The following is a 20,361-nucleotide window of genomic DNA, read 5'->3' on the forward strand; positions in this document are numbered from 1 at the left end:
TTCGCCTTCATTAGCATACAAATTATATTATGAAAAGATATGTGTTCTTATTTTTTTCACTCGTTTCATTGGCCGGGCATGCCCAGCAAACGATCAATGATTATAAATATGTACTGATACCCGAAAAATTCAATTTTTCCAAAGAGAACGACCAGTATGGATTAAATACGGTGACCAAAACCATGTTGGAAGAAAAAGGGTTCACCACTTATTTTGATAATGCCGCCCTACCTACCGCACTGGCGGGCAACCGGTGTAATGCGCTGACAGCCGAAGTAGTGCAGAAAAAGGGATTGTTTGTTACCAACCTTACCCTGTTATTAAAAGATTGTAAGGGCAATATAATTTTTAAAAGTAAAGAAGGCAAAAGCAGGGAGAAAGATTATGAGCCTGCTTTTAACCTGGCTCTGAAAGACGCCTTTACCTCCCTGGATGGCGTTCCATATGCATATAACGGAACTATTAATGAAGTGCCCACAGCTGCGCAAACGGTAGCGGTAGCACCGGCTCCCACAGCGGCACCGGCTCCTGCCGTAATCCCTGCAGCGGCAGTAACAAAGGACGCCACCGGCACATTATATGCCCAGGCCAATGCGAACGGGTACCAGCTTATCGATACTATTCCTAAAATAGTATTAACGCTGCTCAAAACTTCTGCACAGGATTATTTCATTGCCGAAAAGGCATCCGCGCATGGCATTGTGCTGAAAAGAAACGGGGCTTGGTATTTTGAATATTACAAAGACAATCAACTTACGAGTGAAAAATTGCTAATTAAATTTTAGCGCTGGTATTTAACCCAAGTACCAGGTACCGACCATCTGCCCGGTATTTTTTTAAAACGTATTAAATATTTTAATATGTCGTTATAATGTATTTTATTTGCAACCATACAATGTTCTATTGGTAGCAAACCAGGCGGAATGCCTGATTTCAATGGTTGGTCAGCAAGGGGGAGGCGCCCGATATTAACCCTGCGTATTGAACATTTTTTAATCCCGTTTTCCTTTTTTTAACGCATATTTTTTATCCCTTATTTATGAAAAGATTCTTTGTATGGATGCTGCTGGCAGGGTCAATGGCCGCAGGCACTCAATTACAGGCACAAGACCTGGTTAAAGGCGATTTAAAGTTCCTCAAAGGTGTGAAAGAAATAACGGTCACCTACAATTACGACAACCTTACGGTAGGCAAAGATGGAAAGGAAGCCACCTACATTAAAAGAAGAAAAACAGAAAAAGAAGCCAAAACCCCTGGGACCGGAGTTGCCTGGGAAGAAAGCTGGTATAATGACAGGCAGGTCCATTACCAGCCAAAATTTAATGAACTGTTCAGCAAATATTCAGATATAAAGGTAAGTGAAGACTCTACTGCTAAATATATCATGGAGGTACACACCACTTTCATTGAAGTAGGTTATAGTGTGGCGGTTGCTTCCGGCAAAGCAGCCGTGAACCTGGAAATTATTTTTTATGATGCTGCCGATAAAAAGAAAGTCCTTAGCAAAATCATGCTCAATGATATTGAGGGTGGCAAAGGAATATTTGCTACCGGAATCCGCATTGGCGAAGCATATGCCAAAGCAGGGAAGGTGCTTGGCAAATTTGTGGCTAAAAAAGCCAAGTGATTTTTTGTAGATCGTAATATTATGTGGTGGCTGTTTTTTTGAATAGGCAGCTACCATAAGAAAGGCTTCAATGTATGCTATTGAAGCCTTTCTTATTTACATTCCGAGTAGATGTTTTATGCACATTGTAGTGGGGTAGGATTAATACTTTTTGTTGGAAAATTATGCGTCCCGTTTTAAAGTAATGACGGTTATTTCCGGCCATATACCAATTCTTCCCTTTAGCCCCAGGAAACCAAAGCCACGATTTACGTAGAGGAAACGCCCTGCTTGCCGGTATAGCCCGGCCCATTGTTTATAAACATACTTGATGGGGCTCCATTTAAAACCAAACAATTCGATGCCGAATTGCATGCCATGCGTGTGCCCCGAGAGGGTAAGGTGGATATGTTGATCATGGCCAAGCGTTACGCCCTCCCAGTGAGAAGGATCATGCGATAGCAGGATCTTAAAAGCATTCTCCGGCACACCGCTGGAGGCTTTTTTCAGGTCGCCGTATTGGTGGAAGCCCCCTTTGCCCCAGTTTTCTACGCCGAGTAACACGATCGACGCTCCGCCCTTTTTAAGGGTGATGGCCTCGTCCAGCAACAGGCGGAAGCCAATTTCTGTATGTACCTCCTTCAAGCGATCCAGGTTGGCCTGCTTGGCTTCGGGCGATTCCCATTGCACATAATCACCGTAATCATGATTGCCTAATACCGAAAATTTGCCCAAGGGCGCTTTTAATCCTGCAAAGGCAGGTATCCATCTATCCATTTCTGTGGCCCTATTATTGACCAGGTCTCCCGTAAATAGAATAACATCGCTATGCTGGGCATTTACAAGATCCAGCCCCTTTTGCACCCCTGCTGCATTGGTAAAGCTTCCGGAATGTACGTCCGTGATCTGGGTGATGGTAAACCCGTTGAACGCTTCCGGCAAATCAGGGAAGCTGATAGTTTCCCGCCTTACTTTATAAAAATGTCGGCCCCGCGTAATGCCAAACAATACTATAAAAAAAATAACTGCTGCCAATGCCAGCACAAGCTCACTTATCCAAACTGATCTCGGTGGAAAGCCACGGAACAGCCGGGTGATGTCTTCTAATAGGAGTAGCGGCGTTGAAAATAAGCGGGGAATAAATGCCAGCAATATGCCGCCCATCAGCCAGGAAAATAAGGTCTGCTGCAAGCGGGAGCCACGGGGCAGGAAAATAGCGGCTACCAGGCCACCCATCAATAAACCATCTACCAGCCAATAAACCCATAAAAAAGTGCCGGATCCTGACAGGGTGCGCAGTGCCTGGTAGAAATAAAGATCGGCCATGAGCCATAATACAATAACCAGATAAAGTCTTTTTGCCATGAGTTTAAAATGCGCGTAATGGGCGCTTGCTGTAGGTAGACGTATGAAGAAGGAGAATATTGTACGCTCCGGCAATAGCTGGGTCATTTATAATCAGGGCAATGCCAGCGCCGCATACATGGTGCCACCATACACCGATTGCACTGTTCCCAATTGCTGAACAGAAGCCCATCCGGCGGCCTGTAGCAAGGGCCGTAGGGAGGCAAAGCTTACCGGCCAGGGTACCCATTGTTCTACAGGGCGGTCGGTATCATATTCAACGATCAGCAACGGGCCTTTTTGGGGGGAATTACGATAATAAGTAGTTAAGGTTCCAAAGAAGGCGGGCTTGTCTTCTACATAATGCAGGGCGTTTGCCAGGAGAAAGCCATCTACCTCTGTAGGCAAGGGCATCCGGATAAAATCGGCATAGAAGGGTATGAGTGACACCCCATTCACCACATCGCTGTGTAATTTGGGCCGCAGATCTACGCCATATACGGCGCTGCGGCGGGGTAGCAAATGTGCGAGCGCTTCCGTAAAAAGGCCTTCCCCGCACCCGAGATCGGCCCAGCATACCGGGCTGGTGGCAATGATGCTTCGAAGGGCAGGATGATCAAGAAGTTGGATAGCTGCTGATAAACGCATGGCGCAAAGGTAAGCCAGGCCTTTGACATACAATCGATGGATAAAAGAGGAGACTGTAAATTGGCTAAATTATAGTATGGAAAATAAATGTTAAAATTATCAGACAGGAGCATAACTGTTCTATAAAGAAATATCTTACGAATAGTTGTATGGCCCATGATCTTTTATAAATATTTACTGGACATCACCAGATTTAATGTACTGTTTTTTGTGTTAGTGTGGTTGATAAGTACCCTGAACATTGCACTGGGGCTTTCTGCCACGCTGGGCATGTTTGTATCTTTAGGGGTATTCCATTACTTCCAGGAGATCGAATATTACTTTTACCGCAACGCGGGATGGTCTAAGTGGGCACTCTTTTCCAGGGCCTGGATCAATCTTACGAATAGTTGTATGGCCCATGATCTTTTATAAATATTTACTGGACATCACCAGATTTAATGTACTGTTTTTTGTGTTAGTGTGGTTGATAAGTACCCTGAACATTGCACTGGGGCTTTCTGCCACGCTGGGCATGTTTGTATCTTTAGGGGTATTCCATTACTTCCAGGAGATCGAATATTATTTTTACCGCAACGCGGGATGGTCTAAGTGGGCACTCTTTTCCAGGGCCTGGATCATCAATGCCGCCCTTTGTTTCATCATTTATTTATTGCGTGTATGTTTCACCATTTGGAGATAGATGCGGTGGAGTTCCGGGTGCGCCGTAAAATTATTTTGAAAGAAGTAAAGCTGGAATGCCGCACCGGCCAGGTAATAGGATTGCTGGGCCGTAATGGCAGTGGTAAGTCTACCTTGCTGAAAATATTGTTTGGCATACAACGGCCCACCATGGCCCATGTGCGTTTGGACGGGGCCCTGCTGGAACTGCGCCAGGCGCACCGGCATGCCATCGCCTACAGCCCGCAGGATATTACATTGCCCAAAGATATTACGGTAAGTTCACTGGTGCAATTGGTATATGAAGATGCCCTTTCGCAAGATCGTATATTGGGGACGGCCGGCATGTATAAGCTGGTCACTAAAAAAATACGCCACCTATCTCTGGGAGAGCAGAAGTATTTACAGTTTTTAATGACAATCCATTCTTTCCAGCACTTTATTTTATTAGACGAACCTTTCTCTATGGTAGATCCCTTACAGAAAGAAAACATCAAGGCAGTCATCCAGGAAATGCGGGCCACGAAAGGTTTCATTGTAACCGATCATTATTACCGGGACGTGAATGATGTGTCGGACAATTTGATAGTGATGGATATGGGCGTAACCCGCGCGGCATCCACCACCGCAGATTTGGTGCGGCTGGGCTATCTGCCGCCGAGGAAGCCCTGATCGCTAACGCCCCATGCTGCTAAACAGTAAGGAGGGTTATGGTTTAAATCGCCGTATCATTATATCTCTTTCAGGCTAACCTTTACTTTATCGCCATCCTTTTGAATAGTGGCTTTGGATGCTATGTCAGCCGTTGCGCCGGTAGAGGCGTTGGCCGTATTGTAGATGGAGATATTAATCCCACTCAATCCCGTTCCATTGTGAGTAAGCGGTACCTTCAAATACGCTGTTGCCATTTTCTATTTGTTGTATTTGCCACAGCCTATGATCTTCTTTATCGATAATATCCGTATAGTACGCGCCCGTACTTACTTCTAATGCCGTCATAATCCAACTTTTATGATAGCCAGTTAAAAGAAGTGAAAAATTTTATATTTGTTAAATCCCAGTTCGTATTTTGATAAAAAATATATGTGAGTAGTAAAATTGTACACTTTTTAGAATGACCAGGTAGGAATGTTTAAAAGATAAGCCGCATGGTTAAACAAGTTCACAACATATTTTTTGACAAACCAACATGTTATTTAGCCCTCTTTTCCAATACATCGCGCGGTACAATCAAAATTTTCCCCACGGCGGTATTGCCGTTGAAAGACTGTGCCCTCAATTGATAGATGCCTTTGGGAATAAGGATAGGCGTTCCGGTATAATGGGCAGAAGAGGTGTCAGGGTTTGTATTGTCCAGGGTATAATAAATATCAAGGTTGTCGATATCAGTACTAAGATATGCAAGTAATTGTTGCTGCTGATCTTTTTTGGCTGTTGCAAGTACATCATAAGCTGCCCTGGAATAATTGATGTGTGCTGCATCTAAAATTTTGTAGTGGTATGCTAATTTTTCCTGGAAAGAAGTCCAGCTTTGTTTGGATGATGGCGACCAAAAAATTTCGGATAGTGCCAGGGAGCGAGGCCATGTCATGTATTCTGCATGCCGTTCGGTTGGTACAGACTCGGTCCATAAATTGCCTTGGCCTCCCAGCACCAGCGTGCTGTCTATGCCTGCAGGTACCGGGTTCCATTGATAGGCTGTTTTCAAACGCAGCATACTGTATGTATCGGGTTCTAATTGCGGATCGCCCTGGTATAAATCGAGGTAAGTATTTTCGCTGGGTGTAAAAATAACCTGGTGGCCTTGTTTGGCGGCATCTATGCCTCCCTGTATGCCCCGCCAGCTCATTACCGTTGCTTCCGGCGCCAATCCTCCTTCCAGGATTTCGTCCCATCCGATTAATTTTTTCTGATTTTTTTTCAGGATTTTTTCTACTCTTTTGATAAAGTAGCTCTGCAGTGCCTGTTCGTCTTGTATCCCTTGTTGTTTCATAAAATGCTGTATCATGGTCGAACGTTTCCAGAATTGCTTTGTACATTCATCGCCACCAATATGGATATAATCTCCCGGGAACAAAGCCGCTATTTCTGTAAAAACTTTTTCAAGGAAAGTGTACACGCGTTCGTCTGCTGGATTTAACGTATTGTCATCTATATTGTAGAATTTACTTCCTGGGTTTACGTAATAATTGTTTTTCGTGTCTGACAAGTAGGGATAAGCAGCAATGGCTGCCAGTGAATGGCCGGGAACATCGATCTCCGGTACAATGGTGATATGCCTTTCGGCGGCATATGCAACTATTTCCCTTATGTCCTGTTGTGTATAATATCCTCCATAAGTAGCTTTTTCATCTTTTTGGGGTGGTTCAAATGACCACCACTGCCCAGTTCTGGGCACCCGCCAAGCACCAACCTCCGTTAGGCGCGGAAAAGATTTTATTTCTATGCGCCATCCCTGGTCATCAGCTAAATGCCAATGGAAAATGTTGAATTTATAGCGGGCCATGTCATCAATATATTTTTTCACGAAATCTTTCGAAAAAAAATGTCTGCTTACATCCAGCATCAGCCCTCTCCATTTAAACCGGGGGTAGTCCACAATTTCTATGATGGGCAGGCTACATGAACTCTTGCCGGCTTCATTTGAAAGAGGAAGCAGTTGGCGTATTGTTTGTAAACCATAAAATATACCTGCCGTTTCACGTGCCTGCAGCTTTAATTCATTATTCGTAATAGAAAGCTGGTAACCCTCCTCATTACTGGTAGTTTTAAGCGTGGGGTTTAGTATTATCTTGATAGAGCGCTCCGAGGCAGCTGCTTTATATTTTACAGGTAAGGTATATCCTGTCAACGAGTTGATCCATTCATTAACACGGTGGCCCAACCTCATAAGTTCAGGATTATCCGGCGGTATGATGAGGGAAGTATGCTCGTCAATGATGAATGCCCCCGTACCAGCAATGGCGGATACCGGTTCTGGTAAAATAGTTGGTTTTATTTGTGCCATACCGGTGTAGCAGGTAAACACCCAAAGTAAAACGAATAAATATCGTGTTCGGCTTATGTAAAAATTATTATTCATATACTGATGATGGTTGTTTTTTACCTTCTAGGAATTTAATCTTGCTTTATTTAATAGGTACTAAATTAAAGCGCATAATTGATAATTTAATACCACGGCATTGAGAAAAAACTATAACAGTGCATTCCAGTAAGAAGCGGCTCGCTGTATAAAATATTGTGAGCTTCAGCAGTAGCATCCATCTGTGGATCCATACTACAAGAGCTGTACTCAGTGTGGGCTATGGTTGCAATCAGCTAGCGGGCCATCACCCCGGTTGGGGGCGTTCTGTAAGCCAGCTATTTTACCCAGGAGGAGGTCCTGATGTCCATGGCAAGTTCACTTTGCAAAATAGAAAATTGCTGTCGCAAAATATATACTGCCATATTGCAGGTACATAGGTAAAAAATTTAAAAAATTAAATGGGTATTTCTATTCAATTAAACAGTGGTCTAAGTCGAATATGGCTCATAAAAGATATTTTAAGAGAAGATTTTGCGATTAGTGCTTATTGTGAATTTAAATGACAAGCCCAATACCACACTAGGCATCATTAAAAACGATGGCATTCACTTTTCGTTTTTTATTTCTCCATTAACAATTTCCCCAATTCAATCGCGGATTTTTTGCGATAAGCATCTTTAGGCCAAATCAGGGATGCTTTCATCACGTTGTCTTTACCTCCTATTGGTATTGCTTTTAATCCTTCCTGTTTCGATACAGTTGCTGCAGTAAGTATCGTAGCCCATTTCCCTGTTTTTACCAAGTTAACCAGTGTATGGATATCGTTTAATTCCATCCGCATGTCAAGCTTCAATTGCTCCTGTTGTATTATCTTATTTATAAACTTTCTCGTGTGGAAACCTTTACCTGGCAAAACAAGTGGCACCTGAACAATATCCTTAAATGATATTTTGCGGCGGCCTGCCAGCGGATGGGTGTTTTTAACAATCAAAGAAAGCTGGGACGTAAACAGTGGATAAGAAACAACCTGTTCCGGTTTGCTCACTTTGCCCAGCAGTAAAACAAAGTCAATCAGGCCCTCTTCTAATTGCCCCAATAAAACTTCCGATGTGCCAAATTCTACGGATACGATAATTCCTGGAAATTTTTCGGAGAAAGCGATGAGTGCCGGCGTTAACCTGGGTATTAGTGCATGGGTGGCTCCAATCTTCAGTTCACCCGTTTTTAAATTCTGCAGATCATTTAGCGCTTGTTTACCCTGCTGGGATGCTGCGACGGTGTGTTGTGCAAATGGTAAAAAGACCTTGCCCGCCTCCGTCAGTTTAACCCGCTTTCCGATTCTGTCAAAAAGCAGCATGTTTAAATCGTTTTCCAGCTGTTTCAGCTGTTGGGATAACGTACCCTGTGTGATAAAACAGGCCTCTGCTGCCGCCGTAAAATTTAATAATTCGGCTGCCTTTATAAAATATTTCAATTGGCGTAACTCCATTTCCAAAAATACTTTAATCATTGATAATATCAATGATTTCTATTGAAATTAATCGTTTAGTATATTGAAAAATAGGAAGGACCTTTGGCCTTACCGGAAGGATTAATGCATTTAAGCAATAAACGGCCATTAGCCGATAATTATCCGTACAAGAAAATTAACATGATTCGTTATATAGTAAACTACTAAACCTTGTACCTACCCTTGAATATAGCAATATTTAATTACCGGTAAATAACCTGATAATGCCTTATGGTGCGGCCAATGCGGAACGGTTATTGAGATAAATTAAATGCCTGTTTAATAAATAAAAATACTTAATTATCATCATGAACATGAACTTATCTCCAATCATCAATACGGTAGCGGGAAAGCTACAGGGAAAAGCAGAAAACGACTGTTTCAACTTTAAGGGAATTCCCTATGGAGAATCAACAGGAGGAGTAAACAGATTTAAACCACCTGTTCCAAAGGCTCCTTGGCAAGGCGTGCTGGAAGCTGTTAACTATGGAAACTCAGCTCCCCAAGGCATTCTAAAAATGGGTGGGGCTAATGCAGCCGCCAAGGTTGACAATGCTGAGGTGAACGGTGTAATTCAAGCTATGCTGGATTTGGCAGGCCTTTCTGCCATACCGGTACAATTTGACGAAGACTGCCTTTACCTTAATGTTTTTACGTCTGGTACCGATAACAAAAAACGCCCTGTAATGGTGTGGCTGCATGGTGGCGGTTTCTCGGTGGGCTCCAGCGCTTCGGTCGCTTTTGACGGCAGCTTTCTTTGTAAAAAAGAAGGGGTGGTGGTCGTGACCTTAAATCACCGCCTGGGTGCTGCTGGTTTTTTGAACCTGGGCGAGTTTGATGAAGCGTTTGCGGATGCTGCCAATGCAGGAATGCTGGATATTGTGCTGGCATTAAAATGGGTTCAACAGCATATTGCAGCATTTGGGGGAGATCCCGGTAATGTAACCATTTTCGGGCAAAGCGGCGGTGGCAGGAAAGTAAGTGTATTAATGGCTATGCCTGAAGCACAGGGTCTTTTCCATAAAGCGATCGTTCAAAGTGGATCGGCGGAACGCATCATTCCATTAGCCGCGTCAAAAAAGGTAAGCCAACTGGTAGCGGATAAACTGGGCATAACAAAGGATAACGCTTCCAAATTTCAAGAGTTACCCCTCTATGAAATTTTTAAGGTTGTTTCCGAGGTAGAATTTCCGGTGAACAATTTTTCATCTGTAGTGGCGCCAGCCGTTGACGGGCGTAATGTATTAACGGACCCTTTTTATCCCAAAGCTCCTGCTGATAGCGCAAACATTCCCCTTTTAATTGGTACAGACCTTAATGAAATGACTACGTTTCTGATTGGTAACCCGCTATGGTTAAATTATAGCGAGGAGCAAGCTAGGCAACATGCCGCAAGGGTGGTAAAGGTTGGTGACAAAGCTTACAGCTTTTATAAACAGTTGTTACCGGATGCGTCGCCAGCATATGTACTGGAAGCAGTGCTTAGCGATGCCACTTACTGGTATGGTTCTGTAGTAACTGCGGAAAGCAAATCAAAACAGCAGGCGGCTCCAGTTTTTATGTACCGGATGGATTATCAATCATCTGCTTTAGGTAAGTGCTTAAAATCGCCGCATGGTATTGAGATTCCTTTTGTGTTTGGCAACACAGAGTTTGGGGAAGAAATCCTTGCCAAAGGACCATCACGCGACCGTCTTACAGCAGTAATGTCGAATGCCTGGGCAAATTTTGCACGGTCTGGCAATCCTTCATCGGCCCAACTGCAATGGCCTGCCTATACAACAACCGATCGTAAGACGATGATATTTAATGACCCAATCGAACTGGTTAATGATCCTGAACATGAAAGAAGAATGTTTTGGGAGGCTAACTATTTTTAATTTTTTGATATCATTATTTTAATTGCTCTACCACCTCAAATAAAATGGACCGCTTGATTTACAAGGCCTTGGTGAACGTTTCCAACATGGGTTGCTTTATGGGATAGTGGAAAGGTGGTAGTGAACCGGGACGGATTGTGCCGGAACTAATTTTGAAGCATGTGGTATTTTTCGTTCCGGTAATTATTCATTAAGACCACTAAACTTGATGTTATGTTTGCTAAACAAATTATAAACATTTTCTTAAAACAGTAATTTAACAGCCGTTCTTATGATATAAATAAGAATTTAAAAAACAGGAAATAACTATATTGATTTGGAACAACAACTTTTTATTGAGTAGTACATAAACTATGAACTACATAGCCTTGAAATAGAAACGAGGATACTTAAACAGTATCCTCGTTTGTGAACCGGTTGGGACTCGAACCATTTATTCGAGGATCTGAAGTTGCTTAGTGAGCTTCTAGCTGCTTAGATAACGTATAATGAAAAGGAAAATCAACAACATGTGGTGCATTCATTTTATTTTAAGAGGTTCCCACAGCACTTTTTAAACAGTTATCAGCATATACCTGAGAAATTTTTTCTTGCTCTAGCCTGTTGTTGCTATCCAACGTTTTCAAATATTGGAAAAGGTCATTTTCGTCCTTAGTCAATAGGTTTAAATTTTGAGATTTATTACGTGATCCGCTCACCGCATAAATATTAAATGTCTCGTAAGTCGTCCTGTCCATCATTACGCTTTTGGCATGTGGATGGTAAGTTCTTAACTGATGCAATATTTGAAAGCCATGTTCATCAATGTCACCCCAATAAATAATTTTTTTGTTCAATAGCCAATCCGCGTTTTTGAGATATGCTATGTTAAAGCCACCACCGCTCCATATCGCAACGGTGGAATGCATCAATGGTAAGGTCAAAAAGTTCATTTTATTCTCTGCAATCAAAACGTTTTTCGCAAGCAATTCCAATTTTTCAAAATCTGAGAGGGGGATGCTGATATCCCTGAACTTGAAGTTTGCTTGTTGGTTTTCTTCCAGAAATCGCATCCTGATCAAAGGTTCGTCATATTTTAAAAAGAAACGTTCCGCAAAACGTTTTTGTGTAAGTGAACGTATGTGGTCAGGAATAAGGAAGTCAAGCAAAGATTGGATTAACGCATTATTTTCCTCAATAAATTTTGTATGAATTTCTATGGGCAATTGACGTAAATAAAGATCAGGTCTAGGAGTTTCAATAAAATACTGGCAAACCTTAAGCACATCATTCCACCCGATATCCTTATCCGTTAACCATAAACAATTATTCAAAGCCCAGTCTTTCAATCTTGGAGTGATGTTCATAATTGTGCTATAGTTTTCCAGGAAGATACTCCATTCCTTTTTATAACCTATGAAATATATATAATCATCAATGGTTTCAAAAACAATGGCGTCTGGCAGTTCATGGCTCCCTGTTCGTCTAAAATTCCGCCCGGCGGTCTGAACAAGATAGCCTTTTCCGGTTTGGTTTTTGGAATAGCGGTAAAGTTCTTCTATTTCCGCTAGCAGCATTTCAAACCGCGCTGTGATATGACCAGATTTAACTTTACCGATACGATCAATACTTTTTGGGAAAAATGGCTCCTCCAAAATATAACTTTGCAATAGCGGCTTCCACCATCTCAAAGCCTGCTTTTTTATTTCAACAGGACTGATCATATACCCGATGTATTTTGGAAAATACTGCTGTGCTTATTGCGTTCGCTTTCGTATTCTTCTTTGGTGAAGTTACTGACCTGCGAATTGTTTCCTTCTCTGTTGCTTACAAAGTGAAATGAATTCACATGACCTTCTATTACATGTATTTTTTGCAGTGGTGTAACAATAAGTAGTTGGAGGTTGAGTTTTTTAAACAATTCAAGCCCGTAACGCGTGCTTTCATCGCTACCTCTGCCGAAAGCTTCATCAATCACAACAAAACGAAAACTCCTGCTCTTGCTTTCTCCAAACTGCAACCCAAACTGGTAGGCCAATGCACTGGCAAGAATGGTGTAGGCTAGTTTTTCCTTCTGTCCGCCGCTCTTGCCTCCTGAACCTTCATAAAATTCTTTTTCAGTTTCATCCAACCTGAAACGTTCGCTTGCGTTGAACTCAAACCATTGGCGTACATCCGTGACAGTTGAAGTCCAATCTCGATCAGCATTTTCCATGCTGGCAAAACGATCCAATATTTTTTTGACCTGTTCATATTTTTCTTCTGTGTACAGATCGTTATTGCTGCTGAACGAATGGATATAGCATTTTTTTAATTCTTCCCTGAAAAGACGTACCTCTTTATTCGGAGTGGCGTCCATTAAAATGGTGATGTAGGTATCCTGTGAAGCGTTATAAACTATTTCCGATAGATGTTGGTTAATGGTGCGAATTTTCTGTTTGATATCCGTTTCGTGTTTCTGCAACTGGCTATCAAACACAGCGATGCTGTTGATGACATTTTTGTTCAGTTCTTCCTTGAACCGCTCTTCATGCCTTTTTAAATCTTCGGAAACGATTTGTTCAAACTTTTTAATATATTCTGTCCGGGCATCAATACTTTCGGCAATTTCGCTATACTCAGCTCTGGAGTGTTCCTTGATTTCCCGCATCCGTTTTTCAATGGAAGAGCGATAGCCCATCTGGCGACCACGCAGCTTTTTTAATTCGCCACCTTCACCTTGAAATTGCTTACGAAACTCTTCCTGCCTATTATCGATACCTCTTAGCGTAATTTTTATATCAGTCAGTTTTTCTTCAATCAACGGATACCACTTTGCTTTAAGAGGTAAGGCTAACTGTTCTTTTTGCTGATACGCTGCCCGCTGCTGTTCTTCATGGTTTTGCAGAGTGTTTTTCAATCCTCCAACTTTTTCCGTTAATTGATTTTCCTTTGCTTTGGCATCAATGATTTGTTGATCAACCTCATTTTTATTACGTTGCAATTGAGCAAGAAGATCATTGTTATGAAGCAATTCGTTACGTTCCTGTTCCAGATCGTAAATTTTAGCCACATGATACTGCCAATTGATGCGGGAAAAATCTTTGACATAAAGCAATAACCCTAATAGTTGTTTTATATCTTTGTTTTTTTTCTCTTTTGTTTCAATGTTCCTGCGTTTGATTTGTAGCTCATCGATCTTTTTTTCGAGCATATTAACCGAAGCTTCCAACACTTTAATTTTTTCTGTATTGCTCCACCCCAACACATAGTTGCGTCTGTCATCAATACGTTTGCGGTCATCTTTTGTATGTCTTATACGTCCGCTTTTTATTAAACCCTGTTGCGTAATACCAAAAGACACCTGCTGTAAGCCACTTACATCGGTACAGATATAGTCTCCAAAGCTCCGCTGTATATAAACTTCCAGCCAATCGTAAAATGGTGTATCAGGTTTAATGTCAATTTTGTAAGCGATACTGTCTTGATCTAAATCCTTAATTATACGACTACTATTATGCAAATCTGCCTCCAGGTAAGTTAATTTAATACCCCGCCCGTCAGCTCCCTTTAATGGGTTGTTATTTACATAATTGCTTACGCTTCGATAATGATTTTTAGGAACCAGAAGGCTAATCCCCAAATCATGTAGCAGTTTTTCTATAGCGCCTTCCCATGGAGTTTCTTCTTCATTAACCTTCAATAGTTCTCCTGCAAAAGGCAGATCTTCTTCATTGATACGCAAATCATAACATAATTGCGAACGAAATCCTACAAGCCATGCCGGTATCTGTGTTTTACGGTCTTTTAAGGATTGAAGTTCCTTTTGCTCCAGGAGATATTCTGTTTCCTGCTTGCGAAGTTCGCTCACCTGGTTGTCACGCTGCTCCCTGAGGCTCTCTTCAAGCTGCCCGCATTCTTTATCAAGTTCCTTTGCTTTATTTATGTTTTCTTCAAATTCATGCTCATCCTGCACGCTTTTAAGTCCGGCCTGCAACGCAATACGATCATAATCATCGAATTCCTTCTGCTTGGTTCCTTTATCCTGTTCATGCCGCTTAATTTCCCCGGCAATCTGCTCTATTCGTTTTCCACCATTATTGGCTATATCGTGAATAATGGTCTGCCTGCGGTTTTCCAATCCATCCAGCTCCAGTGAAACTTTTTGCTGCTGTTGTTGCACCTTTTCCAATTCATTATTATTATCTTCAATGGCCTGAACCAGCAGTTGCCACTTCTTTTCGGCAAACCACACTGGCATCACTTCCAGCATGGCTTCGATATCCTCTATTTGCCTGGTAACATTTCCATATTCAATGCATGCTTCTGTTAATGGTTTCAAGATCAGGTATTGTTCCCTTGTATGTACAACTGCTGCATGGGCTTTGTTAAGGTCATCAAACCGTTTAAGTAAAGCATTAATTTGCTCTTTCACATCTGTATTCTCCAACATTTGTTCACGGACAAAATCTGTAAGACTGCTAACTGATTTCATTGAAACAGTTTGATAAAACAGGTCAATTGCCTTGTCGCTGTTCATTCCAAAAAGCCTCCGGAAATGTTCGCTGTATTGAGAGAAATTATCGTTAAATAATTGCACACCATCCGTATTTCGCAGTTTCTTTCTCAGATCATTAATATCTGTAAAATTCCGAAAATCATCCTTTATATTTAATGGCGTGGTGCTGATTATAAGCAGTTTCTCTACCTTTCCTTCTTTACCTATCCAAAAGAACTGTGCAAGACAAATGTGTTCATTATAACCCTGGTTATGAAAATTTCCAATAATTACGGTATATGTATTGTCATCTGCACGCAGGTAGACTTTCTTCGCGGTTTTGGTAATTTCTTCCTTTTCTTTTTTGAATTCTCCCCTCACATAACTCAATAGATTTCTTTCTTTTCCTTCAGCCCCAGCCGCTTTATTAAAAACAATCTTATTATGCGGCACCAGAAGGCAGGTCAAAGCATCCACGAGGGTAGATTTTCCTGAACCTATATCTCCTGTCAATAATGCATTCTGTCCATTGGGTTGTATTTGCCAGCGAACCTTGTTAAATGTACCCCAATTGAGCACTTCCAAATATTGAAGTCGGTAACCCGCCAAATTGGCCTCGTCCGGTATGGTATTAAAAATTTCCTCCATAATCAAAGCTTATTCAGTTGCTTGTTTTTCCAATGCATAGCTCTGGAACCTTTTTAAAGTATCGTTTACAACATCCGCATTTACAAACCCCTTGATGATCCGGTGTATTTCATAATTTTTATCCTGGTCTTCCAGTTTTCTAAGAAACCCAATGTCTATTACCCGATTAATCGTTGTCGTTATCTTTTCCTGTTGCTTCGCCTCATCATTAGCACTTGGCAAAAACACTTTTACGCGATTAATAATCTCCTGTTCGCTAATGATAGAACGCACTGAACCTCCCTGCGCATCATGCTCCAATAAGAATTTTCTTAAGACGATGCAGACTAAAGAGGTCAGAAAATTAAGCTGCCGTTTATCTGCCATTTTAGGCAATTGCACCTCGTCTTCCTCCCATTCCTTTTGCCGTAGAAACGCATAGCCTTCGCTTTTATCAAGGAACAATTCGAGTCCGACCGGTACGAAATATTTCTTGATATCAGGTTCAAACTGCAATAAGTTTTCCCATACCTCTTTTTGATGGTTATATACTATTCCTTTTAATAAGGCAATGAGGCTTGTAGCGTATTTATATTCCATTTTATCGGTTAAAGATGATGACGGGGGTTTGCATACGATATGTTTTACCGGTAGCCGTATTTTCTATAATTAAATATTCCTTTTGATCGCGGTTCACGAAATGCTTACCCTCATTTGTAGCTATTTGCATGTAGCCTAATATTTCAGCAACTCCCTTGGTAGGCTTATAGTGATTTAGTAGATCTGAGAGGGCAATCTGGGAATGGTTTCTTAGCAGGGATTTTACATTATTTCGTAATAGCTCTATATCTACATAAAATTGTTCAAATAGCATGTCGGTATCTGCTGTTGAAATCCCATCGGAAATGGTTGTATCCTGAAAGGCTACTTTAACTGGTGGATTAAAAAGCGGTCGATCCATTGTAAATGAAGGCCTATAAAGACCATCGATCTCCATCCAGATTTCCTGCTGATCAATGAATTCCTTATGCTCTAATAACAGGCTTTCTATTTGCTCAATGCTATGAAGAATATGCCTGCTTTCAGAAAGATTTTTTTGCTCTACAAATTTTCTGAGCTGTTCAATTAATCCGTCATTGCTACGATTTACCTTGTCTCCAGCATCTACGAGATTCGTTTTTATCCTATCGACGGTTTGTTCTTTTTTGATCTCAGAAATCGCAGGTATGTTGTTGATCTTTTCCAATAATACTTCCAGTTCCTCCTGCATTTGCTCGCTCATCAAAAACTCCCAGAAAGCCTTAAAACTTTTTCCCTGATCGGTGTTCCAAAGGAAATCTTGTTGCTGAAATACATTGTCAAGTAAGTCCGCTTTTGCTAAGCTGCTTTTAATAATGGTTTGACGGGTCTGAGTATCCAGTTCCCTGAAATTTTCCTCTACCTGCCGGAAATCAGAAAGTAAACGCTTCGCAGTTTCTTCAGCTAAAAAATAGTTTTCTTTTATTTGAGTACTGGACGGCTTTGCGAAATTGCCCTGACGTATCTGTTCGATTTCCTTGTCAATCTTATTTCGTTCCTCCTGTAATTGTTGGATACGCTCATAAGGCCCGGAAGTCGTGTTGACTATCTGTTGCAATAAATGGAAGAATTGGATGAGTCGGCTGTGCGTTCCAACGAATTGCTGTTTATTCAGATCTTCCAGCCATTTCAATGCATTTTCCGTAGCAGGTGAAAGTTCATATACCGGTTCGTCCGCTCTTTCGTAATACCTTCGTAAATAACCTTGCTCCGCCCATTTATGCAAATAATCTACGGGAGTTTTACTATAGTCACTGATACCTTGCCGTTGTAGTGAAAAGATGTAATCTCCTAAAATACCTTGTAATTCCGTCTGTAAATACGAGATCTTATCTTGCTGTTTAAATACCAGATGAAAAAAACTGACCAGCAGAGGGAAGTGCTCCGCCCGCAACAACTGGAGTGTTTTGTCGTTTTTATAGAAAGATAAGGCTTTTTCGTAGTTCATTATTTCTTATTATAGCATAGTCTCAATATCTTTTTCAACTATTCGATATTTGTCTCGCACATCATCTCCGTGGTAATAGCTTAGTAGGTCTTCTTTAGTTAATGTGCCTTGCTCAAGAAACTTCTTTAATTATAATGGCCCCCAGTTCAGGACCGATAAATAAGTTTTCTTAGTTTTTCAAGCGCTATCTGATTGGCCGGGCTTGCCCGGTTAATCAGGTTCGTCTTTCCAGTTTTTATCACCTCCTCGATAAGTTGCGAATAAATATCTGCTAAACTTCGAGGAGCGCCCTCAATGACCGATGTTTCTTTGTCGATTTTATCTTTAATATATTTGGTTAAATCAGCAACATCAGGAATCAATGGCCATTTGCCTTCTTGCATAGAAACAGCTAAAGGACATCCAGCCGAAATAAAAAAGCCCACAGGTTTCTTATCCTGAGATAAGGTTTGTCTTAAATATTTCGATTGACGGATTGGGTCGTGATAACTCATAATGACATATATATTAATAATCTAATTTTTCAGTTTTAACAATTCCTCTACCAGCTTCCACACCATTGTACAAGGATTATGATTTGCATAATCCTTTTTATCCGCAAATCGTTCTGCTAATCTCTTAGCATTCCTCATCGCATCTTCTAAGCTTCCATATTCTTTTAGGAGTGCGTACATCTGCTCACTATTCTTTTCATATCGAAAACCTTCACCTAAGGTTGGTTTCAAATGACTTTCGATCATCTCTTTATAAACTTGTCGAGACATTGAGTTCTCGTAATATTGGAAATGCAATAGATACCATAATTCGAAAGCTTCATTGCTCCAAGCGCAACCCAAAGATGAATTACTGCAACGCTGTATAGTCGCGTTAAAATCTTGTGCTGAGAAGCTGTCGCGATCAAAAACTACCCACAACCTTTCTACTTTACGTGTCGTATTTTTTTCATAAGCACTTTGTAATCGAAACGCCTCATCTACCAGGGACTGGGTATTTCTTCCAGTTCCAGCAATATCTATTTGGTAAGCAGTCAATACCCCTTTAGGCAAATCTTTTTTCAGTCCCTCAAAATAGTTAGGCTCCGTAGCTTCACCCTCACATACTATAAGGTAGTATTTACGTTTAGATCGTATATCTTTTTTTCGTTTTTGCTCTTCCCTGGCAAATCGCTTTAACCGCTCATTAGGGATTTTTATTTTTCTTGCCATTCCGTAACAACATTTGATAGGTTTCCAATAAACGGAATAGCACCATAACGACCTTCTATATAATCTTTTTCGAATGAGCGGTCTTTACGTATAGTTTTCCCTTCCTCTTTATACTCTACTAATGAATACATATCAGATGACCCGTATGAATCTTTTTCAACGAAATAAATCTGATCTCTCCGGTAGTTACCATAATACAATAAATTTGTATCGTGCGTAGCAAAAATCAGCTGTGCGTTATTCTGGTTAAACTCTTTTGAGTTGAAAAGTTTAGTAACAGCAAGTGTTAATAGGGGGTGCAAACTTGCGTCTAATTCATCAATAACTAATACACCGCCATCATTCAGCACATCGAAAACAGGCCCGGAGATGTTGAAAAGCTTGTTCGTACCGGAAGATTCCTGGCTTCGCATGTCAAATTCCACATTGCCAACAAGCTTACCTTTAGAGTTGTATTTTTTATGGATGGTTTTGATATCAATCTTAAATGCTCCTTCCAGATCAGTAACCAATTGTTTTACTAAACTTTCCGGCATATCGTTGGGAAGTTCTTTAGGATCAAAAGGCTTCTTACTGATGCTGATATCATCAAAGCCTAAATCTAACTTTTTATAGAAATTAAGCAGGGTGGAACTGGTGAGTTTGTTCTCCAGCATACCGAATGTTACCCCTTTATATCCTTCATGGCTCAAGCCGGAAATAGTGAAAAAATTATTATACCATTGCATGATTTTTTTTGCAATCTTACCATTGAATTGATCTGCTACTGCTAGGAATAAAGCATTATCCCTTGTGCGCTCTTCTAAATCTTTTCCTTCGGGAAACCCCTTCATCACTTCAATGCCATCATTTTCGCGGATAAATAGGGGTTTTTCAGCTTGCTTTGGTGCCTCAAAAAGCCATTCAGCATGCACTGCTCTATTATCTACTTCAAATCCATATCTATAGCGGACATTATCAATTATAAAGATGGCCTCAAAAGACGAGGGAGTATTCTCAGTTTCTACATTTAATAGAAACGGAATAACATCTAATTCGTCCGCTGATGACTGTTCAAAAGATTGTAGGACCAATCTTCGCATAGTCGACATAGCTTTAATAAAATTACTTTTACCACTAGCATTCGCACCATATATAACAGCACCCTTCAATAAATCGTAGCGGTTTGAGGAAAATATATTCGTATCTAAATGCTCCTTTATGGGGGTAGCCAATAAACTAAGTGTCGTTTTTGTTTTAAATGAAAGATAATTGCCGACAGAAAATTCGAGTAGCATGATAGGTTGTTTATGAGAAATTTTCTCAAAGATACAAATATTATTTATGTTTTTGCCTATTATTGAGGAAATATCTCATTTTAAACCATTTTTATTG

The 20,361-nt window shown here is 40.9% G+C and carries 19 protein-coding genes; 6 read left to right on the forward strand and 13 right to left on the reverse strand.

The window, feature by feature from the left end; translation table 11 throughout:
• Positions 1 to 29: 29 nt before the first annotated feature.
• Together GA0116948_RS12710 and GA0116948_RS12715 are read left to right on the forward strand one after the other, a co-directional pair.
• Positions 30 to 785, forward strand: coding sequence for a hypothetical protein (locus GA0116948_RS12710; RefSeq protein WP_089712737.1), 756 nt, complete (start codon positions 30 to 32; stop codon positions 783 to 785).
• Between the two features lie 254 nt (positions 786 to 1,039).
• Positions 1,040 to 1,627, forward strand: coding sequence for a hypothetical protein (locus GA0116948_RS12715; protein WP_089712739.1), 588 nt, complete (start codon positions 1,040 to 1,042; stop codon positions 1,625 to 1,627).
• A 162-nt stretch (positions 1,628 to 1,789) separates the two neighbouring features.
• Here GA0116948_RS12715 and GA0116948_RS12720 read toward each other — a convergent pair whose 3' ends face one another.
• Together GA0116948_RS12720 and GA0116948_RS12725 are read right to left on the reverse strand one after the other, a co-directional pair.
• On the reverse strand, positions 1,790 to 2,971 hold the full coding sequence (locus tag GA0116948_RS12720) for a metallophosphoesterase (RefSeq protein ID WP_089712740.1): 1,182 nt from the start codon (positions 2,969 to 2,971) through the stop codon (positions 1,790 to 1,792).
• A gap of 93 nt (positions 2,972 to 3,064) precedes the next feature.
• The gene (locus GA0116948_RS12725; protein ID WP_123891791.1) at positions 3,065 to 3,598 is read right to left on the reverse strand and encodes a class I SAM-dependent methyltransferase; all 534 of its coding nucleotides are present in this window, start codon (positions 3,596 to 3,598) and stop codon (positions 3,065 to 3,067) included.
• 156 nt (positions 3,599 to 3,754) lie between these two features.
• Between GA0116948_RS12725 and GA0116948_RS12730 the strand changes: the two genes are divergently transcribed.
• The 3 genes from GA0116948_RS12730 to GA0116948_RS12740 are packed head-to-tail and all read left to right on the forward strand — an operon-like array spanning position 3,755 to position 4,930.
• The gene (locus GA0116948_RS12730) at positions 3,755 to 4,012 is read left to right on the forward strand and encodes a hypothetical protein (RefSeq protein WP_089712744.1); all 258 of its coding nucleotides are present in this window, start codon (positions 3,755 to 3,757) and stop codon (positions 4,010 to 4,012) included.
• On the forward strand, positions 3,999 to 4,280 hold the full coding sequence (locus GA0116948_RS12735) for a hypothetical protein (RefSeq protein WP_089712746.1): 282 nt from the start codon (positions 3,999 to 4,001) through the stop codon (positions 4,278 to 4,280). The genes GA0116948_RS12730 and GA0116948_RS12735 overlap by 14 nt, the downstream gene beginning before the upstream one ends.
• A complete protein-coding gene (locus GA0116948_RS12740) occupies positions 4,259 to 4,930 on the forward strand; it encodes an ATP-binding cassette domain-containing protein (protein ID WP_089712748.1) in 672 nt (223 codons plus the stop codon). The genes GA0116948_RS12735 and GA0116948_RS12740 overlap by 22 nt, the downstream gene beginning before the upstream one ends.
• A gap of 59 nt (positions 4,931 to 4,989) precedes the next feature.
• Here GA0116948_RS12740 and GA0116948_RS21705 read toward each other — a convergent pair whose 3' ends face one another.
• The 4 genes from GA0116948_RS21705 to GA0116948_RS12750 all read right to left on the reverse strand — a co-directional run bounded on the left by GA0116948_RS21705 (position 4,990) and on the right by GA0116948_RS12750 (position 8,793).
• Positions 4,990 to 5,118, reverse strand: coding sequence for a hypothetical protein (locus tag GA0116948_RS21705; RefSeq protein WP_262487132.1), 129 nt, complete (start codon positions 5,116 to 5,118; stop codon positions 4,990 to 4,992).
• Positions 5,105 to 5,257: a hypothetical protein gene (locus tag GA0116948_RS21280; protein WP_165798452.1), complete on the reverse strand. Its 153-nt coding sequence runs from the start codon at positions 5,255 to 5,257 to the stop codon at positions 5,105 to 5,107. The genes GA0116948_RS21705 and GA0116948_RS21280 overlap by 14 nt, the downstream gene beginning before the upstream one ends.
• A gap of 193 nt (positions 5,258 to 5,450) precedes the next feature.
• Positions 5,451 to 7,265 (reverse strand): beta-N-acetylhexosaminidase, encoded by a 1,815-nt coding sequence (locus tag GA0116948_RS12745; RefSeq protein WP_089712860.1) that lies wholly within the window; start codon positions 7,263 to 7,265, stop codon positions 5,451 to 5,453.
• Between the two features lie 637 nt (positions 7,266 to 7,902).
• Positions 7,903 to 8,793 (reverse strand): LysR substrate-binding domain-containing protein, encoded by an 891-nt coding sequence (locus GA0116948_RS12750; RefSeq protein WP_089712750.1) that lies wholly within the window; start codon positions 8,791 to 8,793, stop codon positions 7,903 to 7,905.
• Positions 8,794 to 9,101: 308 nt separating this feature from the next.
• Here GA0116948_RS12750 and GA0116948_RS12755 point away from each other — a divergent pair, with 308 nt between their 5' ends.
• The gene (locus GA0116948_RS12755) at positions 9,102 to 10,673 is read left to right on the forward strand and encodes a carboxylesterase/lipase family protein (RefSeq protein WP_089712752.1); all 1,572 of its coding nucleotides are present in this window, start codon (positions 9,102 to 9,104) and stop codon (positions 10,671 to 10,673) included.
• A 530-nt stretch (positions 10,674 to 11,203) separates the two neighbouring features.
• Here GA0116948_RS12755 and GA0116948_RS12760 read toward each other — a convergent pair.
• From GA0116948_RS12760 to GA0116948_RS12790, 7 genes are all read right to left on the reverse strand, one after another.
• A complete protein-coding gene (locus GA0116948_RS12760; protein ID WP_089712754.1) occupies positions 11,204 to 12,376 on the reverse strand; it encodes a Wadjet anti-phage system protein JetD domain-containing protein in 1,173 nt (390 codons plus the stop codon).
• Complete coding sequence (locus GA0116948_RS12765) at positions 12,373 to 15,777, reverse strand: ATP-binding protein (RefSeq protein ID WP_089712756.1); 3,405 nt, start codon at positions 15,775 to 15,777, stop codon at positions 12,373 to 12,375. The genes GA0116948_RS12760 and GA0116948_RS12765 overlap by 4 nt, the downstream gene beginning before the upstream one ends.
• 9 nt (positions 15,778 to 15,786) lie before the next feature.
• Positions 15,787 to 16,356 carry a DUF4194 domain-containing protein gene (locus tag GA0116948_RS12770; RefSeq protein WP_089712757.1) on the reverse strand — a complete coding sequence of 190 codons (570 nt, stop codon included), beginning with the start codon at positions 16,354 to 16,356 and terminating at the stop codon, positions 15,787 to 15,789.
• A gap of 1 nt (position 16,357) precedes the next feature.
• Positions 16,358 to 17,782 carry a DUF3375 domain-containing protein gene (locus GA0116948_RS12775; RefSeq protein ID WP_089712759.1) on the reverse strand — a complete coding sequence of 475 codons (1,425 nt, stop codon included), beginning with the start codon at positions 17,780 to 17,782 and terminating at the stop codon, positions 16,358 to 16,360.
• Positions 17,783 to 17,928: 146 nt separating this feature from the next.
• Positions 17,929 to 18,276: a hypothetical protein gene (locus GA0116948_RS12780; RefSeq protein ID WP_123891790.1), complete on the reverse strand. Its 348-nt coding sequence runs from the start codon at positions 18,274 to 18,276 to the stop codon at positions 17,929 to 17,931.
• Positions 18,277 to 18,297: 21 nt separating this feature from the next.
• The gene (locus GA0116948_RS12785) at positions 18,298 to 18,987 is read right to left on the reverse strand and encodes an RloB family protein (RefSeq protein ID WP_089712763.1); all 690 of its coding nucleotides are present in this window, start codon (positions 18,985 to 18,987) and stop codon (positions 18,298 to 18,300) included.
• On the reverse strand, positions 18,972 to 20,264 hold the full coding sequence (locus GA0116948_RS12790; protein ID WP_089712765.1) for an AAA family ATPase: 1,293 nt from the start codon (positions 20,262 to 20,264) through the stop codon (positions 18,972 to 18,974). The genes GA0116948_RS12785 and GA0116948_RS12790 overlap by 16 nt, the downstream gene beginning before the upstream one ends.
• Positions 20,265 to 20,361: the final 97 nt, after the last annotated feature.

This window comes from Chitinophaga costaii (assembly GCF_900094705.1).
GTDB classification, from domain to species: domain Bacteria; phylum Bacteroidota; class Bacteroidia; order Chitinophagales; family Chitinophagaceae; genus Chitinophaga; species Chitinophaga costaii.

Excerpts from the sequence above, each read along its gene's own strand:
- GA0116948_RS12710 (WP_089712737.1), top strand. The coding sequence starts at position 30 with ATGAAAAGATATGTGTTCTTATTTTTTTCACTCGTTTCATTGGCCGGG.
- GA0116948_RS12715 (WP_089712739.1), top strand. The coding sequence starts at position 1,040 with ATGAAAAGATTCTTTGTATGGATGCTGCTGGCAGGGTCAATGGCCGCA.
- GA0116948_RS12720 (WP_089712740.1), bottom strand. The coding sequence starts at position 2,971 with ATGGCAAAAAGACTTTATCTGGTTATTGTATTATGGCTCATGGCCGAT.
- GA0116948_RS12725 (WP_123891791.1), bottom strand. The coding sequence starts at position 3,598 with ATGCGTTTATCAGCAGCTATCCAACTTCTTGATCATCCTGCCCTTCGA.
- GA0116948_RS12730 (WP_089712744.1), top strand. The coding sequence starts at position 3,755 with ATGATCTTTTATAAATATTTACTGGACATCACCAGATTTAATGTACTG.
- GA0116948_RS12735 (WP_089712746.1), top strand. The coding sequence starts at position 3,999 with ATGATCTTTTATAAATATTTACTGGACATCACCAGATTTAATGTACTG.
- GA0116948_RS12740 (WP_089712748.1), top strand. The coding sequence starts at position 4,259 with ATGTTTCACCATTTGGAGATAGATGCGGTGGAGTTCCGGGTGCGCCGT.
- GA0116948_RS21280 (WP_165798452.1), bottom strand. The coding sequence starts at position 5,257 with ATGACGGCATTAGAAGTAAGTACGGGCGCGTACTATACGGATATTATC.
- GA0116948_RS12745 (WP_089712860.1), bottom strand. The coding sequence starts at position 7,265 with ATGGCACAAATAAAACCAACTATTTTACCAGAACCGGTATCCGCCATT.
- GA0116948_RS12750 (WP_089712750.1), bottom strand. The coding sequence starts at position 8,793 with ATGATTAAAGTATTTTTGGAAATGGAGTTACGCCAATTGAAATATTTT.
- GA0116948_RS12755 (WP_089712752.1), top strand. The coding sequence starts at position 9,102 with ATGAACATGAACTTATCTCCAATCATCAATACGGTAGCGGGAAAGCTA.
- GA0116948_RS12760 (WP_089712754.1), bottom strand. The coding sequence starts at position 12,376 with ATGATCAGTCCTGTTGAAATAAAAAAGCAGGCTTTGAGATGGTGGAAG.
- GA0116948_RS12765 (WP_089712756.1), bottom strand. The coding sequence starts at position 15,777 with ATGGAGGAAATTTTTAATACCATACCGGACGAGGCCAATTTGGCGGGT.
- GA0116948_RS12770 (WP_089712757.1), bottom strand. The coding sequence starts at position 16,356 with ATGGAATATAAATACGCTACAAGCCTCATTGCCTTATTAAAAGGAATA.
- GA0116948_RS12775 (WP_089712759.1), bottom strand. The coding sequence starts at position 17,782 with ATGAACTACGAAAAAGCCTTATCTTTCTATAAAAACGACAAAACACTC.
- GA0116948_RS12780 (WP_123891790.1), bottom strand. The coding sequence starts at position 18,276 with ATGAGTTATCACGACCCAATCCGTCAATCGAAATATTTAAGACAAACC.
- GA0116948_RS12785 (WP_089712763.1), bottom strand. The coding sequence starts at position 18,987 with ATGGCAAGAAAAATAAAAATCCCTAATGAGCGGTTAAAGCGATTTGCC.
- GA0116948_RS12790 (WP_089712765.1), bottom strand. The coding sequence starts at position 20,264 with ATGCTACTCGAATTTTCTGTCGGCAATTATCTTTCATTTAAAACAAAA.